The sequence below is a fragment of the Acidiluteibacter ferrifornacis genome (assembly GCF_009909615.1).
GTDB classification, from domain to species: domain Bacteria; phylum Bacteroidota; class Bacteroidia; order Flavobacteriales_E; family Vicingaceae; genus Acidiluteibacter; species Acidiluteibacter ferrifornacis.
This window is the reverse complement of record NZ_WWNE01000006.1, coordinates 43,101-59,684: the sequence shown is the minus strand read 5'-3', so window position 1 is coordinate 59,684 and position 16,584 is coordinate 43,101. Positions and strand designations below refer to the sequence as shown.

12 protein-coding genes are annotated in these 16,584 nt (G+C 34.2%); all 12 read right to left on the bottom strand.

Translation table 11 applies throughout. The features are described 5' to 3' along the window. Entirely contained in the window at positions 1-1,752 is a 1,752-nt protein-coding gene (locus GQN54_RS06745; RefSeq protein WP_160632772.1) for a DUF6089 family protein, read from the bottom strand. A 74-nt stretch (positions 1,753-1,826) separates the two neighbouring features. Next, positions 1,827-3,212 (bottom strand): hypothetical protein, encoded by a 1,386-nt coding sequence (locus GQN54_RS06740; RefSeq protein WP_160632771.1) that lies wholly within the window; start codon positions 3,210-3,212, stop codon positions 1,827-1,829. Positions 3,213-3,438: 226 nt separating this feature from the next. After that, complete coding sequence (locus GQN54_RS06735) at positions 3,439-4,155, bottom strand: LOG family protein (protein WP_160632770.1); 717 nt, start codon at positions 4,153-4,155, stop codon at positions 3,439-3,441. Between the two features lie 6 nt (positions 4,156-4,161). Continuing rightward, positions 4,162-7,005, bottom strand: coding sequence for an excinuclease ABC subunit UvrA (gene uvrA, locus GQN54_RS06730; RefSeq protein WP_160632769.1), 2,844 nt, complete (start codon positions 7,003-7,005; stop codon positions 4,162-4,164). A gap of 34 nt (positions 7,006-7,039) precedes the next feature. Further along, positions 7,040-7,975: a lytic transglycosylase domain-containing protein gene (locus tag GQN54_RS06725; protein ID WP_160632768.1), complete on the bottom strand. Its 936-nt coding sequence runs from the start codon at positions 7,973-7,975 to the stop codon at positions 7,040-7,042. 2 nt (positions 7,976-7,977) lie between these two features. Continuing rightward, positions 7,978-9,048: an MraY family glycosyltransferase gene (locus GQN54_RS06720; protein ID WP_160632767.1), complete on the bottom strand. Its 1,071-nt coding sequence runs from the start codon at positions 9,046-9,048 to the stop codon at positions 7,978-7,980. Continuing rightward, positions 9,048-9,590: a dTDP-4-dehydrorhamnose 3,5-epimerase gene (gene rfbC, locus GQN54_RS06715; RefSeq protein WP_160632766.1), complete on the bottom strand. Its 543-nt coding sequence runs from the start codon at positions 9,588-9,590 to the stop codon at positions 9,048-9,050. Before rfbC ends, GQN54_RS06720 begins: the two co-directional genes overlap by 1 nt. Then, positions 9,590-12,031 carry a GumC family protein gene (locus tag GQN54_RS06710; protein WP_207554845.1) on the bottom strand — a complete coding sequence of 814 codons (2,442 nt, stop codon included), beginning with the start codon at positions 12,029-12,031 and terminating at the stop codon, positions 9,590-9,592. The genes rfbC and GQN54_RS06710 overlap by 1 nt, the downstream gene beginning before the upstream one ends. Positions 12,032-12,055: 24 nt before the next feature. Further along, positions 12,056-12,748, bottom strand: coding sequence for a polysaccharide biosynthesis/export family protein (locus tag GQN54_RS06705; RefSeq protein ID WP_160632764.1), 693 nt, complete (start codon positions 12,746-12,748; stop codon positions 12,056-12,058). Positions 12,749-12,899: 151 nt separating this feature from the next. Next, a complete protein-coding gene (locus GQN54_RS06700) occupies positions 12,900-14,093 on the bottom strand; it encodes a glycosyltransferase (protein ID WP_160632763.1) in 1,194 nt (397 codons plus the stop codon). A gap of 66 nt (positions 14,094-14,159) precedes the next feature. Then, complete coding sequence (gene asnB, locus GQN54_RS06695; protein WP_160632762.1) at positions 14,160-16,055, bottom strand: asparagine synthase (glutamine-hydrolyzing); 1,896 nt, start codon at positions 16,053-16,055, stop codon at positions 14,160-14,162. Between the two features lie 71 nt (positions 16,056-16,126). Continuing rightward, entirely contained in the window at positions 16,127-16,516 is a 390-nt protein-coding gene (locus GQN54_RS06690) for a DUF423 domain-containing protein (protein WP_160632761.1), read from the bottom strand. Positions 16,517-16,584 lie beyond the last annotated feature (68 nt).

The window sequence follows — 16,584 nt, the reverse complement described above, 5'->3', positions numbered from 1 at the left end:
TTAATTTCCAATCAATGGAGATTGTTGGATAGGATTAACACCAACTGATTTTAAAGGAACCTTCTTACCACCTTTGAATGCTGCTACAAACGCTCCTTTGAATCCTGCCACAGACAACTTTACTTTGTGAGCAGCTGCAGCTTCAAATGTGTCAAATGCTCCAGAATAATATCTAAAAATATTATCGTTCTCTTGTACAATAATGTTATCCACATTTTTGAAGTATGAATCATCTGGTTTTGATTTAAATGCCCCTAATTGCACCCTAAATATTACTTGATTAGGATCAATTCCTGAGCCAGAGTTATTAAGAGGTTTTAGCTCATTTACACGTTGACCTGCATCACTGTAACTATTATCATTTTTTCTTTCCTCTATCGTGGGGTTTAGACCTAACTGACTTATTTCAGTTTTTCTTTTAACCACATCTTCTAAATTGTTAGAGCTTCCAACAGAATACAAAACAGTAGAATCCTTAACCTCTGTTTTTAAATCAGGAAGGTTAAGCAATTGCTCCATTCCCGCAGGCTCTTGTCCCCTAGCGTATTCTCCTACATTTATTCTAAACCTACTTTGAGTTTTGCTTTTTCCTGAAAAATTTGTAGAAACCACATCAGCGAATTCTCCAGAAGTGTCTGAATATCTTAGATATGATTCATAGATCATCTCATCTGTTAAGTAAACTCCTTCAGCATTTACAGTCGTTCCCGGAGAATTAATTTCTTTATCTAAGTGATCAGCTAAACCGTCTCCATCACTATCAATTGGACAACCAAGTGTGTCTACTTCCACACCAACAGGAGTATTGGGGCATTTATCATAAAAATCTATGATTCCATCATTATCATAATCGTTGTTATCATATGCGTAAAAATCAATAACCTCATCCTTATCAAATCCATCTTTATAGGAATCTACCTTTCTAAAATTATAGGTCAAAGAGACTGTTGATGCTAAAAAATAGTCATTGTTTGCATTTGCTCTATCATTAGCAAGTCTTTCTGGTGGTGAATGAACATCAATGCCATCAATATTGTCGGTAAAAGTTAGATGCATGGTAGAGGCCAATCTAAAATTAATTTGATTGGTTATTTTTAGCCCAAATCCAATTCCAAGAGGAATTGCAACTCCTCTTTCTGGATACAGTTCCTTTCCTCCAAATCTGGCTTCACGAATATCGGTTTCATACGTGTAATCTCTTGAAACTTCTACTGCAAACTCTGCACTGGGATCATCTTGAGCTATATTTCGGATGGTTCCGTCGCTCCAGTAATAATATGGGTTACCATTTTTATCAAGAATATCTGTTTTCGAATTAAACTCAAAAATCTCTACTCCTGCAGTTATGAATGGACTAAAGTTTCTATCAGGGTTTAAAAAATTTCCAAAATTATATTCAAAATTTAATCCGCTTGCACGAATGGTAGATTCAAAGTTTAAGTTTCTTTCTACTCGTCTTTCTTCTACCCTAAGCTTACCAAACATGAAATAAACATTTAAACTTAAGTAGTCTAAGATTGGTTGATGTACATATAGTTCGTAAACAGGATTGCTTACAAAAGGGTTTCCATATTTATAATCTCGTAAATCTCCATAAAATGAAATAAGTCCAACCCCTAAACCAACAGTTGGTGGAGTGAATGAAGAAGGTGTTTTTTCGATAGTCTCTAACGTATCTTGCTCATATTGAGCGGATATTTGAGTGGAAAAGAACAGGCAGACTAAGGTTACAAATAGGGATATGATTTTCATTGGCTTGCACTCTGGTTATCAGAATTTAAATATACGTGCTTTTTTGTAAATATGAAGAATGCTCCCTTAGAATCTTACTTAAACCATTGCTGTTTACTAATCATTAAAGCTTCTTGCACGGTTATCCGATTCCCTTGGTTGTATGCTGTTACAAAAGCATCTGAGATTTTGTTGTTTGCAGCCCAGATTTCATTTCTTTTGTCTCTTGCAGCTTTATAAATCGGAAATTTTCCAACAGTATATTTTCTCCAGCCTTCGTGAAATTCTGTAGCAACTGGCTCCTTAATAGCATGAACTTTAGCAAAGTAGTTTGCAGCAACTTCTTTATGTCCTGCAGCTATTTGTACTTTATAACTAATTCCAGTTTCTGGTGAAGGAATATTAGTGATGTTACTTACGAGTTTTTCCTCTTTAATCTCTGGTTTTGGAGTTTCAATTGGTGCTTCAACAATTTCCTCACTCTCAATCATAGCGACTTCTTCTTTGGCATCATCAATCACTTTTTCTAGTGGTGTTTCTGTAGCTGTCTCCTCAGCGATTTCCTCAGTCGGAATAATTTCTGTGAGATTGTTAGTGTTTATCTTTGAAGCAGATAGGTTTGTAGCATAAGTCTCTTCGTCTTTTAAAAATGAGAATTTTCCAAAAATTTCAGGCTCACCTGAAATCTCAGAAGTAGCTTCAATTAAATAAGAGGCTGTAACCGATTCTCCAAAAGGTAGCGCCATCCAAAGTAGTTTGACCTGATTGCCCTTAAATGAAAAGAATCCTTCGTTTGAATTTTCTTCTGTTGCAACGAACCCGGAAGGTATTGTCTCTTCAATCTTTCCAAAACTATTTATTTCATTTTTTTCTATGATAAGCGTTACTCTGAATTTATTGGTCTCATCTTGAAGTTGAGCTATTTCTCTATAAACTAAATAATCATCACCTTCTGCTACTAGTTCACTTTTTGGTTTATTTTGTTTAGCGCTTTTTTTGTTTGCATTCTTCTCTTCTTTAGTTACCTCTGAATCCTCAGCAAGAGTAGCGTCTGAAGCACCTATTGTTACACTCGAGGGGCCAAAATCAATATTTTGACGCTCATTTTCTACTATGTATGAGAATTTACCAGCAAATGTTACTGTTTTTGCCACTCCCTCTGTAGGAGTAATGGCGTAGCTAATCTGGAATTCTTTTTCAGAAGGGAGTGCTATCCAAATAATTTTTAGGATATTATCTTTAAAGGAGAAAGTGCCTCCTTTAGAATCCACTACTTCAATATTAAAGCCATTTGGGATGTCTTGTTGAAGTTTTGCAAATCCATTCAATTCATTTTTAGAAATAGTAACTACAATCGTATCTGTTACATTTATTTCCATATTGGTTGGAAAGTCTTGTTTTACTGTAACTACTTCTCCATAAAATAGTTCAAAAATGATAACTCCAATAAGGTTTAATAGAAGGATGATCGATTTCGCCATTTTCTAATGCATTTAGTGTTTGTTAATAAACTGTTAGTTATCTGTTGAATTGAATTAATTACTATTATAAGTAATACTCAATATGAATGTTAGTAGAACTAAGCTATTCAAAGGAGTTTTCAACAGTTGTTAATAACAGCTAAAACAAAGCTATAGATTAACATCAGAGGATAGGAGTGGATTGTAGTTAAGTTATTAACGCAATTTTGTTAAAAAGAGAATGGAGTTAAAAGTTGGGTTTAAGGAGGTATTTTTGATAGAATTTGTCGATATATTCAACGGCTTCCTCTTCAGTATCGGCCAAATAGAATAAGTCTAAATCATCTTTATGAATATTATTATTGGTTTCCAAAAGAATAGTTTTCATCCACTCAATAAGACCACCCCAAAAAGATTTACTCATTAATACAATGGGGAATTTTGCTATTTTGTTGGTCTGAATTAAAGTGATCGCCTCAAAAAGTTCATCCAAAGTGCCAAATCCTCCGGGAAGTACTATAAAGCCCTGAGCATATTTTACGAACATTACTTTTCTAACAAAGAAGTAATCGAAATTTAACCTTTTGTCATCATCAACGTATGGATTAAAGTGTTGTTCGAATGGTAGTTCTATATTTAGTCCTACAGACTTACCTCCAGCTTCGTGGGCGCCTTTATTGGCAGCTTCCATTATTCCGGGACCACCACCAGTTATTACTCCGTAACCCTTTTTACATAACTTATAGGCTAAACTTTCAGCAATCTTATAATATTTATGATCTTCTTTAGTGCGTGCAGAACCAAAAATAGAAACACAAGGCCCTATTTTAGCTAATTTTTCGTATCCCTCTACGAATTCAGACATTATTTTAAAAATTGCCCATGAATCGTTTGACTTGATTTCATTCCAGTTTTTGTCCTCAAATTTATCAGCTATTCTAAAATCTTCCTCATTCTTTTTCATAACCTATTATTTTAATTCTTCTAATAAAAATGGAGCAGTATGACTTGACTTAGATTGACTCACTTTTTCAGGAGTGCCTTCGGCAACTACTTTTCCTCCTTTGTCTCCTCCTTCTGGACCAATATCAATGATGTAGTCAGCCACCTTGATGATATCTAAATTGTGTTCAATAACCAATACTGTATTTCCTGCATCCACTATTTTATTAAGTACTTCTAGTAGAATTCGAATGTCCTCAAAATGAAGCCCTGTTGAAGGTTCATCTAATATATAAAAAGTATTTCCTGTATTTTTCTTCGATAACTCAGTGGCTAATTTAACCCTTTGGGCTTCTCCTCCTGATAATGTAGTGGAGGCCTGACCTAGTCTAATATAGCCTAAACCTACATCCTTCAGTGTTTGAATTTTTACGAGAATAGAAGGAATGTGACTGAAAAAATCAACAGCTTCATTAATAGTTAAGTTAAGCACATCAGAGATAGATTTTCCTTTGTATCTAATTTCTAATGTTTCCCGATTATATCGCTTCCCGTGACATTCAGGGCATTCGACATATACGTCAGGAAGAAAGTTCATTTCAACAGTTTGCAGACCTGCACCTTTGCAAGTGTTACATCTTCCTCCAGCAACATTAAAAGAAAATCGCCCTTGTTTATATCCTCGAATTTTTGCTTCGGGTAACTCACTAAATAATGCTCTTATATCTGTAAAGACTCCTGTATATGTAGCAGGATTTGATCTAGGAGTTCTTCCTATAGGTGATTGATCAATATCGATAACTTTATCTAAGTGCTCTAATCCAGTAACTTTTTTATACGGTAACGGAGACTTTCTACTTTTATAAAAATGTTGACTCAATATGGGGTAAAGAGTTTCATTAATTAATGTAGACTTACCACTACCAGATACACCACTCACACAAATAAATTGACCCAACGGTATCGTAATATCTACTGATTTTAAATTATTTCCACTTGCTCCTTTTAGAGAGAGTTTTTTACCATTTCCTTTTCTTCTTTGCTTTGAAAATGGAATTTCAAGTTTGCCATTGAGGTATTTTGCAGTAGTGGTATTGTTTTTAAGAAATTCTTTTGGCGAATTAGCACCAATAATTTGTCCCCCATTTACCCCTGCAAAAGGCCCAATGTCTATTAAGTAATCCGCTGCAAGCATTATCTCTTTATCGTGCTCCACTACAATTATTGAATTTCCCAGGTCGCGGAGTTCTTTTAATGAGTTAATTAATCGAATGTTATCTCTTTGATGAAGCCCAATACTGGGCTCGTCTAGGATGTAAAGTACTCCAACCAATTGAGAACCAATTTGTGTAGCGAGACGAATTCGCTGAGCCTCGCCGCCGGACAGGGATTTAGAAGGACGATTGAGGCTTAAATAATTTAACCCAACATCTAAAAGGAATTGAAGTCTTGTGTTAATTTCTTTGAGTATTTCTTTCGCAATAATTTGGTTTTTTTTACTGAGTTTTTTCTCAATAGAAAGCATCCATTTACTTAAGTCTTCAATGCTCATATTTGAGACATCGGCTATATTTTTATCTAATATTTTGAAAAAATAGGCTTCTTTTTTAAGTCTATTGCCCTGGCATTCTGGACAGTCAATTTTATTCATGAACTTAATTGCCCAATTAGAAATCAAACTTGAGGGATTGTCGTCGAATTGACGGCTAATAAAGTTAACTATCCCTTCGAATTCAAAAGAGTATGTACTATTTACACCTGCTATAGAGTCCTCCATTTTTAGCGGAGTAGATGTGCCATAAAGAATTACTCTCATCGCTTCCTCACTAATTTCGCTGACTGGAGTAGTTACCTTAAAGTCGTATTTCCTTCCAATTGCTTCTAATTGCTTAAATATCCATTTGTCGCTGAATTTTCCTAACGGTTCTATAGCCCCCTGCTTAATAGATTTTTTATCTGATGGGATAATTTTGTCTAAATCTACTTCTGATATTTTACCCAAACCGCCACAGTTTTCGCAAGCGCCATAAGGGGAGTTAAAGGAAAAGAAATTGGGTGCTGGCTCATCATAACTAATTCCGGTTGTGGGGCACATCAAGTTTTTACTAAAATGCCTTGGTTCAGAGGATTCTTTAGGTAATATTAAGATGGAATTTTTTCCATGCTTCATAGCTGTAGAAACTGATTCGTCAAGTCGTTTTCTATTTTCTTTTTTAACTTCAAGTCGATCAATAACAATATCTATATCGTGCACCTTATATCTATCCAATTGCATGGTAGATGTTATCTCTTTGATTTCGCCATCTACGCGAACTCGAAGAAAGCCCATTTTTGATATCTGTTTGAATAATTCTCTATAGTGTCCCTTTCGACCTTTAATTACAGGAGCTAAGATTGATATTGGTTGGTTGTTACAATCTTGAGAGATTAAATCTACAATTTCGCTTTGACTATATTTAACCATCTGTTCTCCTGTATTAAAGGAGTAGGCATCAGCAACTTTGGAAAATAATAGCCTTAAGAAATCATAAATCTCCGTAATGGTACCAACAGTTGAACGCGGATTTTTACTAACGGTCTTTTGCTCAATGGCGATAACAGGGCTAAGCCCGGTTATTTGCTCAACATCTGGTCGTTCTAAATTTCCAAGAAATTGACGGGCATAAGAAGCAAAGCTTTCAATATATCTTCTTTGTCCCTCAGCATAGATAGTGTCAAAAGCTAAAGAAGATTTACCGCTTCCACTAAGGCCAGTAATGACTACAAATTTCTCTCTAGGGATAGAGATATCAATATTCTTTAGGTTGTGAACTCTTGCGCCTGAAACAATTAATGGCTCAACAAGTTCTTCTTCGATAATAGTATTTGGCATAGATTTGATACAGTATAGCTCCTGAAGGATAGAATTAATTCAATTCTCCTTCTTGGGGTAGTTTGATAACGTATGTATTGCCACTTTTGTTTTTTAAATAATTTTCTCTCAGCCAAGGATTAAAAAACTTCAATATTTTATAGTTTATTTTTTTCTCCTTAGCATAAGCTGCAAAATTTTCCACACTTCCGGTAATTGTATCGGTATAGAGGTTAAAACTTTTATAAAGGTCTTTTTTTCTAATATTAAAACCAAAGTTCTCAGGGTTTTCAAAGATTATCTTTACAGCTGCAATTCTAAAGACGTATCGTTCCGTCTCTGTGTTAAGCAATAAATCCCAATAACTACTTGCCATCTGTCTATTCAATTGTGATTCAATTCTACTCATGCCGGCATTGTATGATGCAGCCACTAAACTCCAGCTTCCAAATTTTTCATATGATTTTTTCAAATACTTACAGGCAGCTCTCGTTGCTTTTTCAACATTATACCTTTCGTCTACTTCCTCGTTTATTTCTAAACCGTATTCAAGAGCAGTAGGTTTCATAAATTGCCAGAATCCTGTCGCTCCTGCAGGAGAAATGACATTGTCCAATCCACTTTCTATTAATGCCAAGTATTTAAAATCATCTGGTATGTTTTGTTCTTTCAAAATTGGTTCAATTACTGGAAACCATCGATTGGCTCGTTTGAAGAAAATAATAGTTTGAGAGTGAAAATAAGTGTTTACATGAAGTTCTCTATCTAGACGTTCTTTTAATTCAAAGTCTTTAAGAGGTATAATTTCATCTGCAAAAGTCACCTGTTCAGGTATTGAAAGGGAATAGATATTATAATTTAGATCAATTCTTTCTTGATAAGATTGCTCTTCCTTTGACGTGTCGAATGCATTACTAAATAAGCTAACAATGCCTATCCCTGCTAAAAAGGTGATGATATATGAGCCTGCTTTGGAGATATTACTAGTCATAGTTATGTCGCTTTTGGTGTTGTTCTTTTAGTTATTAAAAATAACGATAAGAAAACCAAAAAAGCGTATCCACCGAATAAAAATGTGAACAATCCTGACCAGTTTTTAATAGTCAGGGCATAAAAGATTAATAATGTATTTATTGAACATATAATTCCTACAATTAACGCAACTTGACGATCAGAAAACCCAAGATATGAAAGGTGATGAGTAGTGTGATCTTTTCCACCAACGAAGGGTGATTGACCTTTAGCAAGGCGATTAATTACAACAGTGGTTGTATCGCTGAGCGGTACCAAAAATGCTAAGGTTACTAGTACGAATTGTTTAGAAATAGCAATTTCTCCAGTTAAATGAATAGGATTCCATAAGAATTTTATAGATAATGCACTCAGTATAATGCCTAAAAACTGGCTTCCTGTATCCCCCATATACATTTTAGAAGGATTCCAATTAAAAAACAAAAATCCTATTAATCCTGCAATCATACAGGAGGTTATAAGAAAATAGATTGACTGAACCTCATTTGAGTATGCTCCTACTATAAGCATAGACACAAATGCAAAAATGGATGCCAGAGTACTTATACCATCCATATTGTCCAGCATATTGATGGAGTTCATCATTCCCACTACCCAAAGGATAGTTATAATGTAGTTCGCTATGGTAGAGTCAAATACTTCTATAAAAGTGCCACTTACTATTAGTACTATTGCACTAGCAAACTGTATAATAAATTTTAAAGAGGGGTTAGTATCATAGGCATCATCAGCTAATCCCATAAGAAAAGCTAGAGTAGAGGCAATTAGAATTCCAAGGGTTTCGGGTTTGGTAAATGTCAAACTATTCTCAAAGAACAAGGGGTAAGCTGAATAAGTGAGCAGGAATACGATAAAAAAGGAGATTCCTCCAAACGCAGGTTTAGTAACACTGGACCACCTCACCATATTTTCGTTTTTTGCTCTTCCGCCTAAGTTTTTAGAAAAATTTAGAAACAGTTTATTGATTAAAAAAGAAAAGCAAAATGCAGTAAATAGGAAAACTAAATATTTGCTGGCGTAAATATTTTCCATTAGAATGGAGATGTAAAATTTTTAAAATCAGTATAATCCAAATCTTTTTCAGATAGAATTGGATCGGTGGTGCCCCAATCAATTCCAATGGAAGAGTCGTTCCACATCAATCCTCCTTCAGATTCTTTATTGTAGACATTTGTACATTTATAAGAGAAAATAGTATCATTTTCCAATGTTAGGAAGCCATGTGCAAACCCCGGAGGAATATAAAATAATAGTTTATTCGACTCAGACAACTCTATTTTGAAATGTTGGCCATAAGTTTTAGATTCCTTTCTAATATCAACTGCGACATCAAGAACAGCTCCTTTTAATACTTGAACCAACTTACCCTGAGCAAATGGGTTTTTCTGAAAGTGCAATCCCCTAAGCACATTTTTGGTTGATCTGGAAATATTGTCTTGCTTGAAGTTCTCTTCAAAACCTAATTGACGTAGGGTATTTTCATTATAAGACTCATAAAAGTAACCTCTTTCATCATGAAAAACTCTAGGTTCTAAAATCAATAAATCAGGAATAGGAGTAGTAGTTATCTTCATCAGTTGTCTTTTTTAAATATTCTATTGATTAAATTTTCTTTCTGGTCACCATTCTCCTCATAATACCCGTATCCGTATCCATATCCGTAACCATAACCATATCCATATCCGTACTTTCCGCCATAACCATAGCCTGAAGCATTAGCGTTAAATCCATTTAGGATTACAGAAAGTTTAGTGATTTTATTATCTATGATTAATTTATCGATATTTTGGATAAAGTTTTTCTTTGAATACTCAGAGCGGACAATATATAATGGATAATCAGCTTTCTGAATGATACTAATTCCGTCTGTAACAAGTCCAACTGGTGGATTATCAATTATGACCAGGTCATAAGTCTTTTTTAATGTAGCAATTATTTCATCCAATTTGCCACTGATTATTAGTTCGGAAGGGTTTGGAGGAGTAGGTCCTGCAGTTATAAAATCTAAATTTTCTAATTTACTGTGCTGTATACAATTTTCCAGACTGTCCTTATCTATTAACAAGGTACTCATCCCTTTGATATTTTCTGCGCCAAAACCCAAGTGAATCTTTGGTTTACGCATATCTAGATCTAATAGGATTACTTTTTTTCCGGAGTAGGCAATAATGCCGCCAATGTTGATGGCTACAAATGTTTTACCTTCTCTTGAAATGGTAGAAGTTACAGCCATTAATTTGGGGCCTTCTTTCGTCGAAATAAATTGGAGGTTACTTCGAATAGTTCTAAATGCTTCAGCAATTAATGATTTGGGATTTTCGTTAATTACTAATTGAGATACAGGAATCTCTTTCTTATATTTTGGGATAATACCTAGAATGCTAAAACTCACTGAAGAATACTTTTTAATATCCGCTATTGTGGTTATTTGGTTGTGAAGTGTATATCTAATTACTAGTAATACAACGCTTAAAAATACTCCCGCAATGATAAAACCAATAACAATAAACTCTTTGTTTGGAGTAATTGGGCTTCTAGGAATTGATGGAGCTTCTAGTATGAGCATTTGCGATACGAAACCTGCTTCTGAAATAGAGTATTCTGTTCTTTTCTCCAAAAGCATAGTGTAGAATTTTTCGTCGATATCGAAAGTACGTTGCAATCGATTCAGTTCAATTTCTTTTTCAGGAATGCCGTAAAATTCTGTCTGAGCCGTTTCCAAATTTTTCTCAAGTTCTTCAACTCTTCGGTTCATTTTCTCTTTAATCGCCTTAACTGTTGTTAGGAGTAGCTTTTTTTGAACTTCAATTCTATAGTTGATGTTTTTTACCTGATCGCTTGAAGCAGTGTTAGAGTATAACTGATTTTGTTTTTCTATTAATAAAAAATTTAATTCAGACATTAATCCTTCCAGAGACTTTTGGAAATCTGAGCCCATAAGAATGGGTAATATTTGATAAACGTCAATTTTCTCAGGGTCAACATTTATTTGATTATAGATTTCTTCAAGGATATTCTTTTGAATAGTTGATTCTACAATAGCATTATCTAATTGATTGAGTCTTTCAATGAATATTGAAGAGAATTCTTTGGCTCCAGAAACTTTGTTGTCTCTTTTAAATTCTTGGATTGTACGCTCAGATTTTTGTTGCCTCTGATAAACTGCTCCCAATTGTTCATTGATAAAATCTAAAATTCTAGAAGAACTTTTCTTTCTTCTGTTAATGTCGTATACCTGAAACTCTTTAATTAATCCTGAAACAAAATCACGGATTTTAAAAGGGTTTTCGTCTATAAACGAGATCTGAATGGTTTTTGCTGCTTGGTTTAAAACGGTAACTGTTAATTTTTGCGCGAATGCATTCGCGATGGCTTCTTTATTGTTTATTTTAAAGAAGAGTTGATTTTGTTTAATTTGATTATTGAAGTTCTTTATAAAATCAAAATTTTTAATGATGATTTTTATTCTGCCTTCAGGAACACCAACCCATTCATTAAAGGTTACATCATAATTATTAACTTCTAAATTTGTATTGGTATAGGAGATCGATCCATTGGTTTTATTTGAAAAATCAACAAAAATTGGCCGACCAATCAAGCTTGAATCAATTAAATCAAATTCAACCACAAAAGGAGATTCAACATAAAGTTCTTTTTCTAAAAACTTTCCTTGAGAATAATAGCTCACTTCCATTGGAAGATTCTCTATTGTCTTTAGAATAAGATATTTAGATTTCAGTAATTCAATTTCACCAGAAATGTCGCCTGTTTCATTAAAGCCTTGAACTTCTAGCAATTGATTAGCTCTATCGTTTTTTTCAATTTGAATGACGGAGCTAACTCTATAAGTTGGCACAGAGTATCTAAGTGTTAGAAAAATAGCAATGAATGAAATTAAAAGAATAACTGCAATCCACACTAAATTTTTCCTCAATATGAATAGGAGTAAACCCAGATCAAACTCATTGGAGCTATTTACTGTATTTGGGCTGGATAGGTTCGAGTTTTCATCCATTTTGCGATGTTCTCCTATTTGAAGTTATTTTGTTTGATTAATAACTACTACCAATGTTATTAACGAGGTTATGACGCTTATAATTGGAGCAATTTCAGAAATAATCTGTCTTGTGGTTACCCCAATTGGTTCAATGTATATGATGTCATTGGCTTGTAAAATTATATCTGCATACTTTAAGCCTTCAATTTTAGATAAGTCAATAAGGTAAACCTCTGGATCTTTTAAGTTTCCTCGGATCAACTTTATTCGATAGGCTTTACCATTATCTGATATTCCTCCTGCTAAAGCCAAGGCTTCTATCAATGTAGTGTTATTATTTTGAAGTGTTATAACCTTTCCACTTCCATCACTACCTGGAAAAATAGTCACTCTTCGATTAGTAATATTCAGCAATACAAATGGGTCTATATATAACTCAGCATACTTCTCTTCTAACAATAATTCTGCCTCTCGAATAGTAAGGTCAGAAATTTTAGTACGTCCTAGGATTGGAAGGTTACAGTAACCATCAAACTCCACTAAGTATTCAAGCGAACCATCGTTACGAGCATTAATGTTCGTATTCATGTTGTTGGAAGTTGTGAAATCGATTAATTTGAAGCCATCGTTCGTATAAAGTCTAAAACTAACTATATCATTAGGAGCAATCTTATATTCTAAAATACTTTCATTGGGGACTTCGTCATATTCATAATTCTTATCTGTTTTAAGCATTATGCTAGGATTTAGTCGGTTACAAGAGCTTAAACTAACAAACGCTATAATACCTAGGAAATAAAGAATTCTTTTCATGAATGTTTCGACTATTGATGAATGAGCTGCAAAGCTATTAAAATATATCAACTTGTAGTAACATTGGCTGTCATCAGGAGGTTAATAGTTCATTATATAACTTGCTCATATCATTAGCTAAACGCTCATAATGAAATTTACTTTTAACATGTGCCCATCCATTCGCACCCAATCTTTCTCTTAATTCTTTATTTTCTACTAGTTTAATGAGGTTGTTGATGTAGTCTTCTTTGTCATTTTGGTTGACCAACAAAGCAGTTTCATTCTGAATCACTGTATTTTTGATTCCTCCAACTTTAGTACTTATAACTGGTTTGTTTGCAGCTTGTGCTTCAATCAAACTTACTGGCGTCCCTTCATTAAAACTAGTTAAAGCAATGATATCCAGGCCCGAATTAGCCCAGTCAATATTTTTTATCCATGATGTAAAATGCAATGGAGCTGGGTTATTGCCTCGAAACTCTCCATTGACATGAGGAAGACCGATCATATTTGCATATGCTTTCAAGTTTTCTCTTTCTTCTCCATCACCAATGATAAAACCACGAATTTTTAGTGTTGTTCTTTTTCTTACTTCATGAATCGCATCGATGAATAATTGGTGGTTTTTAATCGGAACCAACCGACCTATTATTCCAACAGCAATTTCATCATCCTGAATACAATACTGTTTTCTAAATGAGATTCTTTTCTCAACATTGTTTTCCTGAAATTTATTCAAATCGAACCCCAAAGGAATTACTTCAATTTTTTCAGCACCGCAAATGTGATAACGCTTGGTAAGTTCTAGCTTTTGTCGTTCACTGATAGCGACTATTTTGTCTGTTTTATATGCGAGTCCACGCTCTATATTTTTGTATATGTTCGTTTTTAAACTACCAAAGTAGGAATGAAATACATGACCGTGGAAGGTGTGAACTACTTTTGCTTTACCATAATTAATTGCAGCTAGTCTACCAAGAGCCCCAGCTTTTGAGGCATGCGTATGGATAATATCTGGTTGAAAGTCCTTGATTATTTTTTTGATACGTTTGTATGCTTCCCGATCAGAAGTCATACTCACTTCTCTTTTCATTTCCTCGATGATGGTAGGTTTAAGTCCCAGGTTAGTTAGAATATGTTGAGAACTTTCTTCTGATTCATCCCATTGTCCACCAACTAATAAAGTTTCAAATTCCGGTTCAAGGTATTTAGTTAAGTAAGCGGCATTAAATGTAGGACCACCTAAATTGAAACGATTGATAATACGTAGAACCTTTTTACCCATGAATTAAAAACTTTTAAACAAATATATGCCGCTTTGGTCGAAAAAATACTAATAATCGTCGAAATGTCAAGATAAGTATTTTTTCCACCAATTGTTGAAGATAAGCAGCGCAAAAACTGTTGCCGGGCTATCTCCTGGATAATTGGATTGAAGCTTGCTTTTCAACTCATTAACAGATTTTAAATTAAATAGGTTTTGATCTTTTATAAACTTATCCGAGAGCAATTCCTCATGAATTAAAGGTTTTAGTTCTTTGTTGAACCACTTCACTAGAGGAACCTCAAAACCATGTTTTGGACGATTATAAATTTCATGGGGCAATAAATGTCTTCCGGCATCTTGAAGGATTTTCTTTTTCATTTTGCCATCAATTTTATAGTGGGAAGGCAAAGAGAAAGCGAACTCTACTAATCGATGGTCCAGAAAAGGCACCCTAACTTCGAGTCCATTTCTCATGCTCATGCTATCGACCTTTTTTAACATGTCTCCTTTCAAAACCATTTTTACATCAGACAATAAAACTTCATTAAAATCAATGCCTTTAATAGCTGATAGAAGGTTGTCTTTTCGCGAAAAGTAAGTATTTTTAGGGGTCTCTTTAATTAGTAAATTAGTCACAGCAGCTTCGTCAAGAAGGGAGGCCCAAGCCCAATACCTATCCTTTGGACTCAATTGTAAACCGTCATTAAATTTGGAAAGCTTCCGAAATAAATTTCCTGCTTTTGAATTTCTAGACTGTGGTAAATACTGCCATATAGGCCCGAGACCTGTAACTAACTTATTTCTAAAATGACCATTTCTGGCTTGGTATTCAGCCATGTGCTTACGATATCCTGAAAACACTTCATCTGCTCCGTCACCTGACAAGGCCACAGTTACATGTTTTTTGGTTTCTCTACTTAAGATGTTTACTGCTAATGCAGAAGAGTCAGCAAATGGCTCGTCAATATGATGAATATAATCGTGAAAACTCTCCAGTAAGTCTGTATTGGATAGTTTGAAGGTATGGTGATTTGTTTGATACTTATTTGCTACTAATTCTGCATATTTAGTTTCATCGTATAATGGTTCATCTTTAAATCCGATAGAGAAGGTTTCAAGTGTTTTGTTAGACGCTTGAGAGGCTAACGCGGTAATAATTGATGAATCAATACCACCACTTAAAAAGGTGCCCAAAGGCACATCTGCTATCATCCTTTGTTGCACTGATTCTTCTAAAATTGACATCAACTTCTTTTGTGCCGACTGATAGTCTAGTATTTTTGAGGAAGGAAGTTCATTGGCGATTTCTAATTGGTAGAAGGTGTCCATTTGTATTTTACCTTCCTTACTTATAATCGCATAGCTACCACTTTCTAGTTTTTTCACACTTTGAATAAAACTATGCGGTTCTGGTAAATAATTTAATTGTAAATAAATATTTAACGAAGTATGATCTAGCTCTCTCTTTATTGGGAAAGATAGTAAACTGTCTAGGTTCGAAGAAAAGATAAAATGCGTTTCGTCTTTGTAGTATATGAGAGGTTTGATACCAAAACGATCTCTAGCTAGGAACAATTCCTTAGATTGGTTATCGTATATGGCAAAAGCAAAGAAGCCATTTAGAAAGGTCAAGCATTTTTCTTTGTAGTGAATGAACATTTGCAGCAATACTTCTGTATCACTTGATGTTCTGAATTCACAGCCAAAATTTATTAATTTTTGCTTTAAAACGGAATAATTAAAGATTTCTCCATTAAATACAATCGTATACCTACCTGTTTCATCAGTGAATGGCTGATTAGCGTGTTCAGAGGTATCTATAATAGATAATCTTCTATGTCCAAGCCCGATGTTGCCCTCAGTATAAATTCCCTCAGCATCAGGGCCTCTTTTTTCTAATTTTTTTGTGGCAAGTTTCAGATAGTCAATATTTAAGAAGTCTCTATCTTTAAAGGTAAAACAACCACAAATGCCACACATCAGAAATTAATTTATAGTAAGTAATGGAATAAGAAAGGTAGCTAAGCTATGTAGTTTGGACAAGTTTATTGTTATATTTTTTTTCTAATTGCTCCAAATAGAAGCATGATCCATCCTGAAATAAGAAATAAACCTCCAATCGGAGTTATCGGTCCAAGAATACTTAACCCTTCGATTCCGGTAATTGATCTAGTACTCAGCAAATAGATGGAAAATGAGAATAGAATAATCCCAATTATAAAAAGTGTGGATACTGTGTTTAATAATTTAGAGTTAGCATTATTTCGATTAGCTATAATAAAAAGCATAATGGCGTGATAGATTTGATACCTCACACCAGTCTGGAAGCTTTCTAACTGATCTATAGAAAGCTCACTTTTTAAAGCATGAGCACCCATAGCTCCTAAAATCACTGCCAAAAGACCAAATGCTGCACCGAATGTAGTTGCATTATTTTTCATGAGAAAGAAAGTTTTATCTTCTTTAAAATTTGATATTGACAAAGGTAAACCATTAATTTAGCCCACTC

Excerpts from the sequence above, each read along its gene's own strand:
- rfbC (WP_160632766.1), bottom strand. The coding sequence starts at position 9,590 with ATGAAGATAACTACTACTCCTATTCCTGATTTATTGATTTTAGAACCT.
- GQN54_RS06740 (WP_160632771.1), bottom strand. The coding sequence starts at position 3,212 with ATGGCGAAATCGATCATCCTTCTATTAAACCTTATTGGAGTTATCATT.
- GQN54_RS06710 (WP_207554845.1), bottom strand. The coding sequence starts at position 12,031 with ATGGATGAAAACTCGAACCTATCCAGCCCAAATACAGTAAATAGCTCC.
- GQN54_RS06700 (WP_160632763.1), bottom strand. The coding sequence starts at position 14,093 with ATGGGTAAAAAGGTTCTACGTATTATCAATCGTTTCAATTTAGGTGGT.
- GQN54_RS06745 (WP_160632772.1), bottom strand. The coding sequence starts at position 1,752 with ATGAAAATCATATCCCTATTTGTAACCTTAGTCTGCCTGTTCTTTTCC.
- GQN54_RS06725 (WP_160632768.1), bottom strand. The coding sequence starts at position 7,975 with ATGACTAGTAATATCTCCAAAGCAGGCTCATATATCATCACCTTTTTA.
- asnB (WP_160632762.1), bottom strand. The coding sequence starts at position 16,055 with ATGTGTGGCATTTGTGGTTGTTTTACCTTTAAAGATAGAGACTTCTTA.
- GQN54_RS06720 (WP_160632767.1), bottom strand. The coding sequence starts at position 9,048 with ATGGAAAATATTTACGCCAGCAAATATTTAGTTTTCCTATTTACTGCA.
- uvrA (WP_160632769.1), bottom strand. The coding sequence starts at position 7,005 with ATGCCAAATACTATTATCGAAGAAGAACTTGTTGAGCCATTAATTGTT.
- GQN54_RS06690 (WP_160632761.1), bottom strand. The coding sequence starts at position 16,516 with ATGAAAAATAATGCAACTACATTCGGTGCAGCATTTGGTCTTTTGGCA.
- GQN54_RS06705 (WP_160632764.1), bottom strand. The coding sequence starts at position 12,748 with ATGCTTAAAACAGATAAGAATTATGAATATGACGAAGTCCCCAATGAA.
- GQN54_RS06735 (WP_160632770.1), bottom strand. The coding sequence starts at position 4,155 with ATGAAAAAGAATGAGGAAGATTTTAGAATAGCTGATAAATTTGAGGAC.